At 35.7% G+C, this 20,586-nt stretch carries 6 protein-coding genes; 5 read left to right on the top strand and 1 reads right to left on the bottom strand.

The window, feature by feature from the left end; translation table 11 throughout:
• The first annotated feature begins 93 nt into the window (after positions 1–93).
• Entirely contained in the window at positions 94–3,795 is a 3,702-nt protein-coding gene (locus tag FYC62_RS13095; protein ID WP_149075263.1) for a sensor histidine kinase, read from the top strand.
• Positions 3,792–7,238, top strand: a complete 3,447-nt coding sequence (locus tag FYC62_RS13090; protein WP_149075262.1) for a hypothetical protein — start codon at positions 3,792–3,794, stop codon at positions 7,236–7,238. Before FYC62_RS13095 ends, FYC62_RS13090 begins: the two co-directional genes overlap by 4 nt.
• Before the next feature lie 11 nt (positions 7,239–7,249).
• Here FYC62_RS13090 and FYC62_RS13085 read toward each other — a convergent pair whose 3' ends face one another.
• Positions 7,250–7,495 (bottom strand): hypothetical protein, encoded by a 246-nt coding sequence (locus FYC62_RS13085; RefSeq protein WP_149075261.1) that lies wholly within the window; start codon positions 7,493–7,495, stop codon positions 7,250–7,252.
• Between the two features lie 90 nt (positions 7,496–7,585).
• On the opposite strand from FYC62_RS13085, the gene FYC62_RS13080 reads away from it, so the two are divergent.
• From FYC62_RS13080 to FYC62_RS13070, 3 genes are all read left to right on the top strand, one after another.
• Positions 7,586–8,644, top strand: coding sequence for a helix-turn-helix domain-containing protein (locus FYC62_RS13080; protein ID WP_149075260.1), 1,059 nt, complete (start codon positions 7,586–7,588; stop codon positions 8,642–8,644).
• A 396-nt stretch (positions 8,645–9,040) separates the two neighbouring features.
• Entirely contained in the window at positions 9,041–12,421 is a 3,381-nt protein-coding gene (locus tag FYC62_RS13075) for a T9SS type A sorting domain-containing protein (RefSeq protein ID WP_149075259.1), read from the top strand.
• Between the two features lie 93 nt (positions 12,422–12,514).
• Positions 12,515–20,584, top strand: coding sequence for an FG-GAP-like repeat-containing protein (locus tag FYC62_RS13070; RefSeq protein ID WP_149075258.1), 8,070 nt, complete (start codon positions 12,515–12,517; stop codon positions 20,582–20,584).
• The last annotated feature ends 2 nt before the right edge of the window (positions 20,585–20,586 follow it).

Below are 20,586 nucleotides of genomic sequence, written 5' to 3'. Positions count from 1 at the left end.
AACGGGAAAGAAACACTTTCCCGTTATTTTTTTGGCTTGATTTTTAAGTTTGTACTATCTTTAAGTTTTTAGCATGAATAAGCTTTAATCCAATTGAAGACAAATACTAAAATTCGCTGGCTTTTATTAATTGTTACCATTGGTTTATTTGCAACCTCATTAACAGCTAGATGGGCAGCAACGCGTTCTTCAAACCTAGAAGATGTAGCCCAAGATATTGCAGATAAGCTAGGCGAAAAAGAGCTTTTTATTTATGATTATCTGGCAGATTCTGTACGCTTTCAAAACTTAGAGCGTATCAATAAAAATGCGTCTGAAGCTTTAGATATCATTAACTACTTCACCTCAAAACAAATATATTTTCAGGTATTTAAAAATGATCAACTGGTTTTTTGGTCTGATAATAAAATTAGCGCCAGCTACGCCTTAAACATTAAACAAGGGGCTTCTTTTGTAGAATACCAAAACGGTTGGTATGACGTTATTAAGAAAGAAGACAAAAGCTACAGCATCCTTTTTTATATCCTTGTAAAAGATAAATATCCCTACAAAAACCAATTCTTAAATGATCATAGCAGCAATAGCATCATTAAAGACCCTACCATTGGCATTGCAGATATTAATGATAAAAATGTAGCAGATATTAGAAATCTGGAAGACCTCTATTTGTTCTCTATTAAGCGTATTGCAGGCATCAATAGCATCCCTTATACCAATATAGAAATTCTGATGTGGGCCATTGGCCTTCTAACTTTATGCTTGCTTATCAATAGCGTTTGTAAGTATTATGCAGACCACGGCAAGCCCATATTGGCCTCTTTGGCTTTGCTATTTGCTTTTCTTGCTCTGCGTTTTGTAGGGTTGCAATATCATTTCCCTGATGCCTTATATAATCTGGATATTTTTAGTCCGAGGATTTATGCTTCCAATTATTATTCGCCCTCTTTGGCAGATTATGGCCTGAATGTTTTACTGGCATTATGGTTTACCATATTTGTGTTTAGCTATAAAGAGAAGATATTTAAACCCGTTAACAAGCCTTGGTTTGGTTATCCCATCATCATTTATGCGGCGTTTTTTATAGCCTTACTTTCTAACTTACTGTCTGATTTATTTTTTGGATTGGTGTTTAACTCTAACATCAATTTTAAGGTTACCAACATTGTAAACCTAGACGGTTGGAGCGTTTTAGGTATCAGTTTGCTATTATTAACCCTGCTTACCTATTATTTAATTGTTGTTATACTCATCACTTTTTCTGCTTATATCAATATCAAGTTAGAAATTAAAGCGGCTATTATGGTGGTGGTTTTAATAGCTTTTAATTTATACCAGTCTTTTTTTGATGAGAATACCGTTTTCTTGCTGCTTATTTTTCTCCTGATACTGATTATTGCTCGCGTTGTTTACCAGTATAATGGTAAAGTAGTTTTCCCGGCTTTGGTATTGATAACCTTGATATTGGCCACACTGGTATCTATCAAACTAAACCGCTACGAGAATATCAAAGAACTAGAAACCCGTAAAAGGTTGGCTATTAAATTAGAATCGGCAGATGACCCTCATGCCCTCATCCTGTTTACAGAAATTGAGGAAGAGATATTTAAAGACGATATTTTATCATCCTATTTTAAAAACCCAGAAGGCTATAGAAAGCGCTTATACGCTAGGTTTCAGAACTATTACCTTACGGGATATTTGGGCGAATATGATTTTAAGCTCTTTGCTTTTAAGCCTGATGGCAGTGCTTTAGAAGAAAATGAAGAAGAGTTAAACACCTATAAAACCCTGGTAGAAAGTGGCGCTATTAAGGTTTCTGATAACTTTTATAGGGTAAGTAATACTTTTGGTTTACAAAACTACTTTGCTATCATCCCTGTAAAGGAAAAAGATACCATACTAGGCTCTATGGTGATAGAGTTAAGGTCTAAAGATATTAGAGAGTTTGGTACTTTTCCGCAATTGTTTAAAGATGGAAAGCTTATTTCTATTGAAGATTATGTGGATTATTCTTATGCTTATTACAACAATAATAAGCTGATTTACCAAACCGGTAATTTTATATACGACCTTGTAAATAAAGATTTTAGTGGCAAGCTTAAAGATTTTGTAATCCTCAGGAAAGACAATTATAGCCACATGATTTATCAGCCTTCACCTCATAAATATATTGTTATTAGTAAAGAGTACCATACTTTTTGGAGAGAAATAGCCTCTTTGTCTTTCTTCTTTATCTTGTTTTTGGTTTTTGGCTTATTGATTGTTTCTTACAAATGGATTTGGGTTTTTGTAACCACACACAAGTTAAATTTCCGTAATTTAAAATTCCGCTTATTTATCAATAGCGGCAAAATGTTGTATAAAACCCGTATACAAATAGCTTTGGTGATGGCTGTGGTCAGCTCCTTGGCAATTGTGGGTTTAATCACGTTCTCTTACATATCTATTCAATACAAAGAGCAGCAAGATGATTTGATTAAAGAGCGTATTAAAATTATTGTTGAAGCTTTTGAGAGCAGGGTGAAATATAGAAATACCGCTTTAAACATAGAGGAAGACATGATGTCTTTTTCAGAATTCTCTAAAATGTACAATACCGATTTAAATTTGTACGATGTAAACGGTATCCTCATCAACTCTACCCAACCCCGCATTTACAATTTAGGTATACAAGCCAAAAGGATGGATGCCAATGCGCTAATACAATTGCGTTTATTACAAAAAGCAGAACTTTTACAGGATGAGCGTATTGGCAATTTAAACTATAAATCTGCCTATATGCCTGTTAAAAATGCAGGTAATAATGTGATTGCTTATTTGCAATTACCTTATTTTTCTAACCAGAACGAGTTTAACCAAAGGATAGGAAACTTCTTAAACTTATTAATTAATATTTACGTTTTGGTTTTTGTGGCAATAGGTTTCTTTGCTTTTGTGGTAGCCAATCAAATTACATCGCCGCTTACGCTGATACAGGAAAGTATGGCTAAAACAGTTATTGGTAGAAAGAATAAACCTATATTCTGGCGTAGAAATGATGAGATAGGTAACCTCATTACCGAGTATAATAAAATGATTTTGGCTTTAGAAGAAAGTGCTAATAAATTGGCACAATCTGAAAGAGAAACCGCTTGGCGTGAGATGGCTAAGCAGGTAGCACACGAAATTAAAAATCCGCTTACGCCACTTCGTTTAGGTATACAAATGTTAGAGCGCTCTTGGAAAGAGAAAGATCCAAAATTTGACACCAAGTTTGAGAAGTTTAGCAAATCTTTCTTAGAACAGATAGATAGTTTAAGCAGCATCGCATCAGAGTTTTCTAACTTTGCCAAAATGCCCGATTTAAAACTTGAAGTTTTTGAATTGGTTGATGTTTTAAACCAAGCCATCCATATTTATAAACAAATGGAAGGTGTACAAATTATTTATGAGGAAGAAGACTTTGCTAAGCTTTGGATAAAGGCAGATAGAGACCAGCTTTTACGCTCTTTCAATAATTTACTTAAAAACGCTATTGAAGCTATGCCAGAAAATAAAGCAGGTATCATCAATATCAGTTGCCAAATTTATACCGAAAAGGTAGAAATTAAGGTACAAGATAATGGTGCAGGTATAGCAGAAGACTTAAGAAGCAAAATATTTACACCTAATTTCACCACCAAAAGCTCTGGAACGGGTTTAGGCTTGGCATTTGTGAAACAAGCTGTAGAGAATATAGGCGGAAATATTTATTTTACTACGCAAATTAATGCAGGAACATCTTTCTTCATTATCTTGCCTCTGGTAAATAAATGATTAAGAAACTACTCATCGGCTTTATATTGCTTTTAACTGCTGAGCATAGTTTTGCCCAATTCAAGAGTAATTTTCAATCCAAAAAAATAGCTGTAGCCGATACTATTTTTATTGATACACTAAGCATTCTGCCTAATACGCTCAAAGTTTTTCATGAGCAATTGATAGATAGCAGCACTTATAAAATAGATTATCCAAATGCTTTACTCATTTGGAAGCAGAAGCCAGCTGTAGATTCTGTTACCATCAGTTACCGTACTTTTCCGCTTTTGTTAACGCAAAAAAGCTTTCGTAAAAACCCAAGTTTAATAGAAGAAGCGGTTATCAATAACAATCCATTTATTTACCGCCCAAAGCAAGAAGACAATACCCTTTTTAATTTTGATGGAATAGAAAAAAGCGGAAGCATTTCCCGCAGTATAGGTTTTGGTAACAATCAAGATTTATCTGTAAACTCTAATATGGTATTGCAGTTGGCTGGTAAACTCAATAATGAAATAGAGTTTTCTGCCGCCATTTCTGATGATAATTTACCCATACAACCAGAAGGAAATACCCAACAGATTAATGATTTTGATAGGGTTTTTATCCAGCTAAAGCGTAAAGAAACTACCTTAATTGCTGGCGATTACGAGTTGCGTAAACCCGATAGCTATTTCATGAATTATTTTAAACGTACGCAAGGTGCTTATGTATCAAACAGCTATAAAAATAAAAAGGGACAGCTTTTTAATACGCAGGTAGCTGGTGCGGTGGCCAAAGGTCGCTCGGCCCGTAACCAGTTTGATGGTATAGAAGGCAACCAAGGCCCTTACCGTTTAACCGGGAATAATGGCGAACAATTTATTGTGATTTTATCTGGTACAGAGCGTGTTTTTATAGATGGGCAATTGCTGTTGAGAGGGCAGGATAACGATTATGTTGTTGATTATAACACCTCAGAGCTTACTTTTACTACCAAAAGGTTAATTACCCGTTTTACCCGTATTGTGGTAGAGTTTGAATATTCTGATAAGGTTTTTGGCAGAAGTTTATACTATGTTAATCAGGATTTTAAATCAGAAAAACTAAAAATTGGCTTCAACTTATACTCAGAACAAGACAATCCTAACCGCCCCTTTTTACAAGATTTAAGTCAAGAGCAGCAGCAATTTTTAAGCGGTATTGGTAATAATATCAATCAGGCATTATTTCCTAATATAGATTCGGTTACATTTAATGAGAACGAGATTTTATACCGCCGATTAGATACTTTGGGCTTTAACCAAGTTTATGTTTATTCTACCAATCCGCAATTGGCAAAATACCGCGTAGGCTTTTCTTTTGTGGGGGCAAACCGGGGTAACTATCGGGTTGATGCTGCTAGTACTGCCAACGGTAGGGTTTATGTATTTGTAGCGCCTATTAACAATATCCCGCAAGGAGATTTTGAACCTGTTACCCTATTAATTACACCCAAAAAGCAGCAATTGTTAACGCTTAACGCTGATTATCAAATCGCAAAAAAAACACGTTTATTTACCGAGGTTGGGATGAGTAATAACGATGTAAACCTGTTTTCTGATTTGCAAAATGCAGATAATAAGGGCTTGGCTTACAAAGTAGTTTTAAGTCAGCAAAACCGTTTAGCCGGGAATGATTCTACCGGACTAAAGTTAAACACCCAAATTAGCTACGAGTACGTGAACCAGCAATTTAAACCTTTAGAAAGATATCGCCCAGTAGAATTTGACCGCGATTTTAATTTTAGAGGCCTCAATTTAGAACAAGCAAATGAGCATTGGACCACCCTTTCTTTAGGTTTGTTTAAAACCGATGCCAAGCAATTGAAATATCAAATATCTAGCTTTACCAGAGGAGCCAATTACAGTGCTATACAACAAGCTGTAAACTCCAGATTTGCTTACAAGAAATATCTATTTAGTTATGATGCCAGTCTTTTGCAGTCTGAAGTTGGTTTAGATGAAGGCGATTTTTTTAAGCAAAAACTCATATTAACCAAAGCTTTTAAAAGCTTTGAAACAGGTACCCGTTATGAAGAAGAGCTTAACAAAACCTATAACAGCATTAGCAAGCAATTAACTTTACAATCTTTCAATTTTAGAGAGTACGATTTTTTTATTCGCTCTTTGTCCAATAGCAAAACAGGCTTTCAACTAGGTTATATTACCCGTTTTGATGATATGCCCGATGGCAGCCAACTTACGCCTTTTAGCAAAGCCAATACTTTTACTGGTAAACTAGAGCTCAATAAAAAAGGGAAATCTACCTTAACCATAAATACCAGTTACCGTACCATCAATTACCTGAAATTAGATAGCTTAAACCGAGACGAGGAAACGCTTTTAGGCAGGGTAGATTATAACTTGAATGCTTTTAAAGGCTTTTTAAACCTGAATACTTTTTATGAGCTAGGTACAGGGCAAGAACCCCGAAGAGAATTTATTTATTTAGAAGTACAGCCTGGGCAGGGTATTTACGCTTGGAATGATTATAACAGCAATGGTATTAAAGAGTTAAACGAATTTGAGATTTCTCGCTTCCCAGACCAAGCCCGTTACATCCGTATTTTTAGGCCTAATAACGAGTTTATCAGGTCTAATTTCACCAGCATCAACCAAACTTTAAGGCTTAACCCTGCAAGTATCTTCAAGAAAAAAGAAGGCATTTCTAAACTGATGGCTAAGTTTTCTTCTATATCTGCTTTAAGGATAGATAAGAAAGTTTTAGCTGGCGATGGTAATATTTTATTTAATCCTTTCCAAACCAATATTGATGCGCAAAACTTGGTTTCTTTAAACTCTTTTATCAGGAACACCTTATTTTATAATCGCTTAAATGCTGTTTGGGGCATCGATATCAATATCCAAAATACAGCCAGTAAGATTTTGCTAACCAATGGTTTTGATAGTCGTAACCAGCAAGAACAAGGTTTAAGACTGCGTTGGAACTTTATTAGAAAGAGTAATTTTAGTATCGAGTTTAAAAACGGGGCTAAAGATTTTACATCAGAACTTTTTGCAGAGCGTAATTATGCCATTAGTTTTTATGAGTTTAAACCGGAGTTTGGCTACCAGTTTACTACCGATTTTAAAATCACCCTAAACTCGGGCCTAAGAAAGCAAAGCAACGGTAGTGCCTTTGGTGGCGAAGAAACTTTAAACCTGCGTTTGGGTTCTGAGGTAAGATATAATCTACTTAAAAAAGGAACTTTTACGGCGCAACTCAATCTCATCAACAACAAGTTTGAAGGAAATAACAATACACCCGTAGCTTACGAATTATTAGATGGCTTACAGCCGGGTAGCAACCTTACCTGGTCGGCAGGTTTCCAAAGAACCATTTCTAATGGCATACAACTTAATCTCACCTACGAAGGAAGAAAATCTAATGAAGTAAGAACTATTCATACCGGAGGCTTGCAGGTGAGGGCTTATTTTTAGGGTTAAGGGAACTAGAGCGTTAAACCATTCATTTTACAGTATTCTTCCAGATTTTTACATGGTAACTTAGCTGGTTGTTTAGCAGTGATAAGGTTATATATCATCAAGTCGCATTCTGCCAAACTTAAAATTTTACTTTGGTATGCCTCATAAATGAAATCCATAGTAGATAGGTATTCAATTTGATGAATTTCACAATAAGCTTTAATATCTTTCCAATTATTAGAGGCTATGATATTCTTAGAAAAACGAGCCATAACATTCAAGTTTGCAATATCAATTTTGTTATTTTAATCATTTTTTTGTTTATTTATATTACTAATTAATTTAATCTCTCTAATAAAATTTTGGAAAATATACTTGAAATAGTAAACCACTGGAAAAAGAAAATTCTAGCTAAAGCATTTAAGTATAATAATGGATTTTTTGAGTTCCCTTACCAATTTACGCATCCTAAATTAATGGTAGAATCTGTAAAAGCGTTACCTTTTATGCATCATTACCCCAATGAACAAGTACTAAAAACCAATACATTATTTCTAAAGGGTGCCTTATATTATTTTGAAATTGAGGAAGGATTGTGGGTAATGATTTCAGATTGTCATTACAAAACAAATTTAGCTTTCATCAACAAAGATCAGGTGGTTACCAAGGGCTTCTATAATTTATCATACATCAGCTACAGCGATAAAAATGATAAAAAGGGAAATTTAAATGGTCATACGATGATAGATAAAATTTGGACACTTTATCATCCTGGCGAACAACTCAATGCTTATCATTATAAAGATTCTAGCAATCTTATCATTTGCTTTTCTTTTGATGAACATTGGTTAGAGAGAAATTTTTCTATATCTAAACTCGATGATAACCATCCACTTAAAGTTTTATTTAGTTCAGAATTAAAGTACAACCCATTTATTAAAAATCCGGTAGTTGATGCCCAATATAAAATTGAACAATTGTTTTTAGGAATTAAGTCCATCAGTCAAGGAGAATCAGCTAAATTTTTATTTAAGTCAAGATCATTAAGTCTATTAGGAGAATTTTTTGATGGTATAACCAAAGATTTAACAGATATTAATTTTTCTAAAGAAGATAAATTAATCATGATTAAAATCATCGATTATTTAGAGAACAATTTGTTGAAAGATTTTCCTGGCATTAGTTTTTTAGCAAATTATACGAATACCTCACCTACAAAAGTTAAAACCTTATTTAAGCAGTGGTTTAGGATAAGTACTTTAAAATGGTTTAGGGCTAAACAAATGGATTTAGCGATGAAATTATTGAAAGAAGATAAGATAAAAGTTAAAGATTTAGCCTTTACCATGGGTTATAACAATGCCAGTAAATTTACTTTAGCTTTTAAAAGCTATCATCATACTAATCCTTCAAGCGTATAGTATAAAGTTATATAAAACAAATACTAATAGATTTAAGGTGTTATAAGTATCAAAATCTCTAATTTTTTGGATAATTAACCCATTTTATATGATTTCTTTTTATAAGAGATCATAAAACGGCTATTTTTCCTATTAAAAAGAGTTTAGCATAACTTAAATCAATATCAGAAAGCTAAATTGTGTCATTTTTTGCCCAAAAGTGGAATTTAAATGATGCTTTTAGGCTCTGATTTCCATAACTATTTATAATTCTGTCCTTTTGGGCTATATCCGCGTCTTTTTAGGCTACATAAATTGAAATCCTTAGTCTAATTTTACTCTCATAAAAGTTTAATATGTTTTCTATAAAGTATAATAAGCTTTTTAAGCTCTCTTATTTTAACTTATAAACATTATATGATTACAATTTTTACTTGTAAATCTTTACTTAAATTCAAAGTAAATAAAGTTTTAATCTCACTTTTCGCTTTAATATTTGCTTCCATTAATGTTAGCGCACAAGTGCCTAGTATTACTTCGTTTAATCCATTAAGCGCCAAACCAGGCGATGCAGTTACAATTACTGGGACAAATTTCAATACTACAACTACAAATAACGTGGTTTTCTTTGGAGCAACAAAGGCAGCTGTAACAGCGGCAACTACTACGAGCTTAATAGTAACGGTACCCACTGGAGCAACTTTTGCACCCATAACTTTATTAAATACAGCCACTGGTTTAGCTACACAAAGCTTAGGTAGTTTTAATCCGATTTATAGTCCTGAAAAAACAAATATTACAACGGCAGATTTTGCGGCAGAGCAAGTTTTAGCGGCAGGTAATGCTCCTCATCTTATAGCAGTTAGCGATTTGGATGGAGATGGAAAATCTGATTTGGCGGTTGCTAACAAGAATTCAAATACGGTTTCTGTATATCACAATATCAGTAATATTGGAAATATCACATCAGCCAGTTTTGCAACTAAGGTAGATTTTGCAACAGAAAATGAACCATTTGCAGTAGCGATAAGAGATTTAGATGGAGATGGTAAACCTGATTTAGTAGTTACCAACTATGGTTCATCTAGTATTTCGGTATTTCGTAATATAAGCACAACTGGTTTGTTAGATGCAGGTTCATTTGATAATAAAATAGATTTTACAACGGGCAGTAGTCCTCGTATAGCATCTATTGGTGATTTAGATGGAGACGGAAAGCCTGATTTAGCAGTTGTTAACGAATCATCTGGCGATATTTCCATACTTCGTAACACCAGTACTACTGGTAGTCTTAGTTTTGCACCTAAAGTAGATGTTGTTGCAGGATCTTCCTCAAGATTTATTGCTATTGGAGACTTAAATGCCGACGGAAAGCTTGATTTAGCTGTTACTAATTTTGGCTCCAATAATTTTTCTGTATTCCTGAACGCAAGTAGTATTGGTAATGTTAACTTTAATCCAAAAGTTGATTTTACTGCCGGAACTAGACCAATTGCGGTTGCTATTGATGACTTTGATGGAGACGGAAAGTCTGATCTAGCAATACTCAATCGTAACTCGAGTAATATTTCTGTCTTTCTTAATGCCAGCAGTAACGGTAACTTTAATCTTAATCCTAAAATTGATGTTACAACTGGTAATATTCATGAATATTTCTCTATAGGTGATTTAGACGGGGACAGTAGGCCTGACTTTATAGTGCCTGTTTTGGGGTCAAATACATTTTCATTGTTACGTAATACCAGTAGTAGCGGAATGTTAAGTTTTAGCTCTTCGGTAAGCTTGAGCATTGGAAATAATCCTCATTCTGTAGTCATCGCAGATTTAGATGGTGATCATAAACCTGATTTGGTTACATCTCATTATCTGAGTAATACAATTTCTATATTGAGAAATACGGACCTACCTCCAACTATTACCAGTTTCTCCCCGTTAAACGCCAAACCAGGAGATGCAGTAACCATAACAGGCACTAACTTTAATACCACAACTACAAATAATGTGGTGTTTTTTGGAGCTACCAGAGCAACTGTTACAGCGGCAACAGCAACTAGTTTAACGGTTACTGTGCCAGTGGGAGCAACTTACGATTATCTTAATGTTTTAAATACAGGTACAACTTTAGCGGCCCAAAGTTTAAAAAAGTTCCATCCACTTTTTAGTCCTAGCAAAGCAGGTGTATTCACTACCGATGATAAAGTAGACTTTGCAGCTGGCGATAGCCCTATATTTACGGCAAGTGGTGATTTAGATGGAGACGGCAAAGCCGATTTGGTGGTTGCAAATTATGTTGGCAATACAATATCAGTTCTAAGAAACACTGCAACTAATGGAAGTATTTCATCAAGCAGTTTTGCTGACAAAATTGATCTTAGCACTGTTCTTCCTATTAATGTAATTATTAGCGATATAGATGGAGATGGGAAGCCCGATGTAATTGTATCTAATTCAGCTAGTGCCAATATTTCAATATTTAGAAATACATCAACCAGCGGCAACATTAGCTTTGCTGCAAAAGAATTTTTGGTTGTTAACGCTAGCTTTTATTCTTGGTTTACCATTGGGGATTTTAATAGCGATGGTAAACCTGATATTGCAGTTGCCAAAGATGGGGAGATTTTGGTATATCCTAACTCATCCTCAAGCGGAAGCATAAGTTTTAGTAGCGCTATAACTATTGTTGGGCAGCTTTACACCTATAATATTACCGCGGCAGATATAGACGGAGATAACCTATTAGACTTGGTATTAGGAGGAGATACGGGATTTACCGTGTATCGTAATACATCTATAAATGGGGTGGTAAGTTTTGAAAATGGAGTTTTTATTCGTACCAGAGAATATGATGTTTCTATGGTAATTGGTGATTTGGATGGAGATACAAAACTTGATGTGGCGGTAACTTATGGTTTTGATTCAAGATTTTCATGTTTTCTCAATACCTCTACACCCGGAAACATCAACTTTGCCGCAAAGGTTGATTTTTTATTAGGTTCTCATGATTCTTTTGCTTTAGGCGATATAGATAGCGATGGAAAACCAGATTTGTTGACTGCTAATAATAGCTTTGTGAATGTTTTTCCAAACACTTCTAGCATTGGTAGCATTAACTTCGGTTCTGTAGTTCAAATTACGGCGGGTCTCGTAACTAGAAACGTCATTGTAGGTGATATAGATGGAGACACCAAACCCGACTTAATAGTTGCAAATGAATTCTCTGATAATGTTTCAGTTATTAGGAATGCAGATATAGTTCCTTTACCAGTATCATTAATAAGTTACCAAGCCAAACTTCAAACTAATGGAACAGTGCAGTTAAATTGGCTAACAGCATCAGAAACGAATAACAGCTATTTTGAAATTTTAAAATCAACAGATGGTAAAAATTTTAGTTCCATAGCTAAAGTAAACGGTTCAGGAAACTCAACACAACAAGCACAGTATGATTATACAGACACTAGACCTGCTAGTGGTTCAAATTATTATCAATTAATACAATATGATGATAATGGTAAACAAACAGATTTAGGTGTAAGAGCTGTAAATGTAACGCTTGGTTCAAAAGAGTTAACAGTTTACCCTAACCCAGCAAGCAGTTTAATTAATTTAAGTTTTGAGGCTGATGTTTACCAGAAATTAGAAGTCATAGACCTAACTGGTAAGATATTAATGAGTCAAACTATTCAAAAGCAAGAAAACAGCATCAGTTTAGATATCAATAAACTTAGCACAGGATTTTACCATATCAGGTTAACCGGAACAGGAAAAATAACAACTAAGCAAATTATTAAACAGTAAAAAGTTGAAATCAAATTTTATCAAAAGTATAGTCTTTGCAATCATAAAGAAACAAGATATAAGAATTAAATAATTTACCCTCAATATAATTTTATGAAAAAATTGCTACTCTTCATTTTTATTATACTCACAAGCAATTGCCTGTATGCGCAAACTGGAACTTTAAATTTCTCAGTCGCAAGTGGTACCAATCTTGGAACAGAGGCTGTAGACGGCGAAGGAGGTTCTACTGATATTTCTGGATTTACATTTAACATTTTCGCCAGTAATGGTTTGGGCGTTTCTACAGGTGGAGATATATTTTATTATTCTTTCAATAGTTTTGGGGTTTTTGAGGGATTGGGACCCAGTAATTATCAAACTGGATTTGATGGTTTAGTCATTTCATCATCATCAGGTAATTTTGATTTTAATGGTTTTAGAGTGGCTGAAGTTGGGTTTACTTTTGGGGCATCAATTACAGTTCGAGGCTTTAGAAATTCAATGTCAACTGGGCTTGTTAACTTAGGCCTTACTCCATTAGGAACCATTGCTTATGGACCAAATGAATTACCCGATGCTATCTTTTCTAATGTAGATAAGGTGGTGATTACATCTCCCGGAATGAGAGCCCTTTTTAATGGTTTTACGGTAGGTCCTGCTGTTGACTTATCAGCACCCGAAGTAACAAGTATTTCATTACTAGCTTCACCGCAAGAAAGTGCTAGCTCTGTAATTTATCGTGTTACTTTTGATGAGAACGCTAATAATATCAGTGTTGATGACTTTATACTTACTTCAACAGGTACGGCTAGTGGGAATATCAGTAGTGTAAGTGCTACTACAGGAAGTTCTGTTGATGTTACTGTAAATGCTATTTCAGGTTTAGGATCATTAAGATTAGATTTAAAGAATAGTACTAATCTTACTGATGATTTAGGCAATGGAAATGGCACCAACGGATTTACTGCGGACTATAATGCAGGTGCAACGCATTTGGTAAGGTCTATACCTGTAATTATTAGCTTTAGTCCTTTAAGCGCCAAACCAGGCGATGTAATTACCATAACAGGTACTAACTTTAACACCACAGCAACCAATAATGTAGTATTCTTTGGTGCAACAAAAGCACTAGTAACCGCAGCAACAGCCTCAAGTTTAACAGTAACAGTACCTAGTGGTGCTATGTTTGGACCTATTAAAGTTTTAAATTCTGTAACGAGTTTAGCTGCATCTAGCAGAGAAAGTTTTATACCAACTTTTAGTCCATCTAAAACAGGGATTTCACTATTAGATTTTTCACCAAGGCAAGATTTTTCAGCTGGAAGTGCAACTTATTCTATTGCTAATGGAGATTTAGATGGGGATGGTAAGCTAGATATGGCAGTTGTTAACTACGGAGCTAATAGCCTATCTGTATTCCATAATACAAGTTCTAGTGGAAGTATCACTTCTGGTTCATTTGCCACAAAAGTTGATTTTACAACAGGGAATTTTCCAATTGCAGTTTCAATTACAGACGTTGATGGGGATGGTAAGTTAGATATTGTTGTAGCAAATTATGGAGGCCATAGTGTTTCGGTATTTCGTAATACCAGTACTACTGGAAGCATCACAACATCTTCATTTGCTGCCAAAGTTGACTTTGCTACAGGTCTGCAGCCAACATCAGTAGCTGTTGGAGATTTTAATAGAGACGGAAAGCCAGACATAGCAACAGCTAACCCTGGCCATAATACTTTTTCTGTATTACAAAATACAGCAGCTAGTGGCTCTATAACAACTAGTTCATTTGCTGCCAAAGTTGATTTTGCTATTGGTTTAGGTGCTTCCCCTCAGTTAATTACAGTTGGAGATATAGATGGCGATGGGAAGCTAGATATTGCCACAGCCAATGCTTCAATTAACACAGTTTCTGTTTTCCAAAATATACATGTAAGTGGCAATATATCGAGTAGTTCATTTGCAACTAAAGTTGATTTTAATACAGAACTTGGACCATGGGCTGTTTCAATTACAGATGTTGATTTAGATGGGAAACCCGAATTAATAGTTGCAAATAGAAATAACAATAGTTTATCAGTATTTCAAAATACTCATTCAACAGGAAATATATCATCTAGTTCTTTTGCTACAAAAGTTGATTTTGCAACTGGTGTGGGTAATGGCCCATACGCCCTAGCTATTGGTGATATAGATGGAGATGGTAAGCCCGATATTGCTGCTATGAATGCGAATTCTAGTACAGTATCAATTTTCAGAAATACTAGCTCGGTGGGTAGTATAAGCACTTCAAGTTTAGCTACAGGGGTTAATGTTAATGTAGGTTCAACTCCACTATCTGTAAGTATTGCAGACTTGGATGGCGATGGGAAACCAGATATTGCAACTGCTAATTCGCAGTCAAATGGAGTATCTGTTTTACGAAATACTGAAATACCTCCAAGCATTACCAATGTTACCTCTACAAAAGCAGATGGTAGTTATTACCTAGGAGAAAATATTCCTATTACCATCACTTTTAATGAAGCTGTAGATGTTACAGGAACACCGCAATTAACGCTAGAAACAGGTGCTACAGACCGTATTATCAACTATGCATCCGGTACCGGAACCAATACTTTAACTTTCAACTATACTGTACAAAATGGAGATATAAGTGCTGATTTAGATTATATCTCTAGCTCAGCTTTAGCTTTAAATGATGGCACCATAAAAAGTGTAACAACCACTGTAGATGCTATACTTATGCTACCAACAACGGGGGCGGCTGGTTCATTAGGTGCAAATAAAAATTTAGTGATATTGATTCCGTCTCCAACCATTACTTCATTTACACCATTAAGTGCCAAACCGGGCGATGTAGTAACCATAACCGGAACAGGCTTTAACACTACAGCAGCGAATAATATAGTATACTTTGGCGCAACAAAAGCAACCGTTACAGCGGCAACAGCAACCAGTTTAACGGTAACCGTACCAACAGGTGCTACTTACGCACCAACAAGCGTGTTAAATACAGGTTCTAATTTGTTAGCACAAAGCCCATCAAGTTTCAACCCAATTTACAGTCCATCTAAACTTACTTTCACTAATTCAGATTTTGAACCTAAGGTGGATTTTGCTACCGGCAATAGGCCACAAGCTTTAACTACTGGAGATTTTGATGGCGATGGATATCCCGATGTAGCTGTAATTAATAATGCAGACAATACAGTTTCAATTTTCAGAAACACAGGAAACGGTACAAGCATCAGCTTTGCTAATAAGATAGATTTTGTCACCGGTACTACACCAGTTTCTGTTCAGTCTGGAGATTTTGATGGTGATGGTAAGCTAGATTTAGCTATTGTCAATTCATCATCAAATAGCATTTCTACCTTAAGAAATAATGGATCCAGCGGGACTATCAGCTTTGAAGCTAAACAAGATTATATAACACAAAGTAACCCAGGCCAAATAAAGATTGGAGATTTTGATGGTGATGGTAAACTTGATTTAGTTATCAATGAGTTTGGGAATAATAGCTTTTCTATATTTAGAAATACTAGTAATGTTGGAGCAATTACTTTTGCTTCAGCAAATACATTGAGTACGGGTGCAGGTAGCAATCCTTCTGCATTGGCTTTAGGAGATGTAAACGGAGATGGCAAATTAGATATAGCTATAACCAATTTCGGTGCCAGTAAGTTAGCCTTGTATCGCAATACAAGCTCGGTTAATGCACTAAGTTTTGTTTTAGATAATAGCTATGATACACAGTCTTTCCCGCTATCTGTAGCGATTGGCGATTTAGACCAAGATGGTAAGGCCGATATCGCAGTTTCTAATACCAACTCAAATACCGTTTCCTTTTATAAAAACACAGGAACAAATAATATCCTAAGTTTTGCTGATGGTCAAGCTTATTTTGCTATGGATAGTCCGAGAGAACTTACCATGGGTGATGTAGATGGAGATGGCAAAGTAGATTTAGCAGTAGCTAACATCAATGCTAGCTCGATTAACATTTTTAAGAATAATAGCACTAGTGCATTCTTGATTTTTGACAAGACGATTCACACAACTGGCACTAATCCTATTTCGGTAGCTTTAACAGATTTTGATGGCGATGGTCGCCTTGATTTAGTGGTATCCAATAGCAATACCGCATCAAATTCTATCTCTGTTTTACGTAATGCTGATATTGCTCCTATTGTAAACCTAGTAAGCTCATCATCAGCTAATGGTACTTATCAGATAGGTGATATCATTCCAATAAAAGTTGCATTTGATAAAATAGTGAATGTTACAGGTAACCCTAGGCTTCGTTTAGAAACAGGTACAGTAGACCAATGGGCTAATTATATCTCTGGTAGCGGTACGGATACCTTAACTTTTAATTATACCGTACAAGCCGGGGATGTAAGTACAGATTTGGATTATACTTCTACCTCAGCTTTAAGTTTAAATAACGGTACTATAAAAGGAATTACCAATGTAGATGCTAATTTAACTTTAGCAGCACCAGGAGCATCAAGTTCATTGGGCGCTAATAAAGAGTTAGTGATTTTTACAGCTCCACCTACAATCACCAGTTTTAGCCCAGAAAGTGCAAAGCCGGGAGATGTGATAACGATTACAGGGACGAACTTTAGTACTACATCTGCAAATAATATAGTTTTCTTTGGTGCAACCAAAGGAATAGTAAATGGGGCAACAACAACAAGTTTAACAGTAACAGTTCCGTCTGGTGCTACTTATGGCGCCATTACTTTATTAAATACCCAAACTAAATTAGCCGCAGAAAGTCCTCTTAATTTCAATCCAATTTTCAGCCCTTCAAAAGCTAAGCTAGGCACCGGAGATTTTGCAGCTAAAGTAGATTATACGGCTGGTAATGGAACATTTGATGTAACCTTAGGCGACTTTGACGGAGACGGAAAATTAGATATGGCAGCTTCTAATAACGGAGCTAGTTTTGTTTCATTATTTAGAAATAATGGAAATGGTGGTTTTGATACCAAGGTTGATATACCAGTTAGTTATGGTGGGTTTTCAACCGGTATTGCTAAAGGAGATTTAGATGGTGATGGTAAATTGGATTTAGTTGTTGTAGGTAGTAACAATATGCAAATATTTAGAAATACTACAACAAGCGGTAATTTTAGTACTACAAGTTTTACATCTGTTGGTACTATAGCTACTGGCTTAAATCCAATAAATGTAAAAATTAGTGATATAGATTTAGATGGAAAGTTAGACATTACTGTGCTTAACCTTTCTAGTAATTCAGTTTCGGTTTTCGGAAATACAAGCGCTGGTTCTGTAATTTCTTTTGCCCCTAGGGTAGATTTTGGCGTAGGTTTCCAACCACAAGGGTTAGCTGTAGGAGATTTAGATAATGATGGTAAATCAGACTTAGCTGTTGTTATATATAGCTCTAAAACTTTATCTATTCTTAAAAATACCAGCACCGTAGGAAGTATTAATAGCGGAAGCTTTGCCTCAGCAGTAAATATTTCTTTAAGCGGAAATCCATTTGCAGTGAGCATGGGCGATATAGATAGCGATGGTAAAGCTGATATCGTGGTAGGATTCTATGCAGACTCATACATGACTGTTTTAAAGAACGATATCAATGGTGCAATTACAAGCAGTAATTTTGCAACCAAGATAAACTTCAATAATATAAATACACAGTATGGAATTGCAATTGGTGATTTAGATGGTAACGGTAAACCTGATATTGCTTCTGTAAGTTATAACAACAATGCACTATTAGTTTACAGAAATACTTCAACGCCAGGAGATATAAATTTATCTTCTCTTGCACCGGTAGTGAACTTTACAACAGGCAGACGCCCTCAAAATGTAGCTATTGGTGATTTAGATGGAGACGGCAGACTAGATTTTGCTGTTGCCAACAGTGGGGCAAATTTCGTGTCCATTTTCAAAAATATAGACCCACCAGTTATTTCAAATAGCGGAACGCTAACGGCCATGAGTAGCACTTATGGCACTCCTTCAAGTGCTATTAGTTTCAATGTTTCAGGTGCAAGTATGCAAGCAGGGATTAAAGTAACTCCTCCTACAGGTTTTGAGGTTTCCGCAGATAATACAACCTTTACTTCTACCCTAACAGTAGGAACTACAGGCACCATAAATAGTACCCCTGTTTATATCAGACTAGCAGCTAACACGCCAGCAGGAAATTACAGCGGTAACATCGCACTAAGCAGTCTAAATGCAGATAGTGTTAAGATAGCTACCATAAGCAGTACGGTAAATCCGAAAGCTTTAACTGTAACAGGTATAAGCATTGCAAATAAAGTATACGATAGAAATACTGCTGCAACCATTACCGGAACGGCTAGCCTTACTGGAATAGTAGGTAGTGATAATGTTACCATCGGCGGAACAGCGACAGCAAGTTTCAATGATAAAAATGTAGGGACAGGAAAAGCCATCACCATTATCAGTAATTATACTTTAGGCGGAACAGCAGCGGCTAATTATACCTTATCACAACCTACCACAGGTTTTACAGCTAATATCACCGCAAAATCTTTATTGGTAACAGCAACGGGTGTTAACAAAGAGTATAATGGTAATACATCAGCAACCGTTACATTATCTGATGATAGAATATCGGGTGATATACTAACAGCAGCTTATACTACAGCCACGTTTATCGATAGAAATGTAGGCACAGGTAAAGCAGTATCAGTATCAGGTATTAGCATCAGCGGTACAGATGCAGGAAATTATACAGTAAACACGACTGCAAGTACCACAGCTAACATCACAGCTAAAGCATTAATCATTACAGCAGCAGATAAACAAAAGTTTGTGGGTACAGCAAACCCAGTGTTTACCGCAAATTATAATGGTTTTATAGCTGGAGAAGATGCAACAGTATTGATAATTCAGCCTAGCTTTAGCACTACGGCAGTATTAAATAGTCCATTAGGCAATTACCCAATAACGGTATCAGGTGCTTCGGCTCAAAACTATAACATCAGTTATGTAAATGGAATACTACAAGTTATACCAGGCGCACCAACTAGTGTGAGTTTGGCAGCAATAACCTTGTTTGAAAACAGGCCATCAGGGACCTTAGCAGGAACTTTAAGCAGCACTTCTGATGACCCTAATGCAACGTTTACTTACAGTTTAGTTACGGGTACTGGTTCAACAGATAATGCAAGTTTTGTTATCAATGGTAATCAATTACAAACTGCATCAAGCTTAAATTATGAAAATAAGCAAAGCTACCAAATAAGGGTAAGAAGTACCACCCAATTTGGTTTCAGTTTAGATCAAACTTTTACAGTAAACTTAAGTGATGTAAACGAAACTCCAACGCTTAATACCATCGCAAACCAAAGAATTTACTTCCGTGAAGGCGTAACAGAAAGAATAGTATTACAAAATGTTACTGCCGGACCAGAGACAAGTCAGAGCGTTCAAACACTGGTAACAAGCAATAATCCAAGTTTATTCCAAAGCTTAAGTGCTAACAATAATCAAATCAGCTATGTCATCAATAATGGGCAAATAGGAACAGCAACCATCACAGTAACTGTAAGAGATAATGGCGGTACAGCTAATGGCGGCGTGGACCAGATAAGCAGAAGCTTTACCTTAACGGTAGATGCCGCACCAATTCTTACGGGAACCGGAACCGATATAGGTAGTAATCTAGAAACTCCATATACTTTAAATCCAGAGATAGGAAAGGGTTTGAGTTCTAAATTTAAGTTAGAAGCCGTAGACGCTCAAAGTTACAGCTGGAGTGGAGCAGGATTGAGCAATTATAATATCAGCAATCCAGTTGCTAGTCCTAGTACTACAACAACCTATACCGTAACCATCACCAATAGTTCAGGTTTTGCTACTACGGCATCCATCACCGTAAGGGTAAAAGATGATTATGTGATTGTTGCAGACAATAATTTCTCGCCAAACGGAGATGGTATAAATGATGTCTGGAAAGTTCAGAATATTGAGACTTACCCGAACCACGAATTAATGATTGTTGATAGAGGAGGAAGAGTATTGTATAGAAAACGAGGTTATCAAAATGATTGGGACGGAAAAATAGATGGCCAACCTGTAGATGATGGCACCTACTATTACTTCTTTAAGTTTGATGATACAAGCATCAGACCAGTAAAAGGATACATCACGATAATAAAATAAGG

It is taken from the genome of Pedobacter aquae (genome assembly GCF_008195825.1).
GTDB lineage: Bacteria > Bacteroidota > Bacteroidia > Sphingobacteriales > Sphingobacteriaceae > Pseudopedobacter > Pseudopedobacter aquae.
The sequence above is the reverse complement of the archived record's forward strand: the minus strand, read 5'-3'. Positions and strand labels throughout refer to the sequence as shown.

Bases quoted from the DNA above. Each gene is read 5' to 3' on its own strand.
- FYC62_RS13090 (WP_149075262.1), top strand. From the start codon at position 3,792: ATGATTAAGAAACTACTCATCGGCTTTATATTGCTTTTAACTGCTGAG.
- FYC62_RS13085 (WP_149075261.1), bottom strand. From the start codon at position 7,495: ATGGCTCGTTTTTCTAAGAATATCATAGCCTCTAATAATTGGAAAGAT.
- FYC62_RS13075 (WP_149075259.1), top strand. From the start codon at position 9,041: ATGATTACAATTTTTACTTGTAAATCTTTACTTAAATTCAAAGTAAAT.
- FYC62_RS13070 (WP_149075258.1), top strand. From the start codon at position 12,515: ATGAAAAAATTGCTACTCTTCATTTTTATTATACTCACAAGCAATTGC.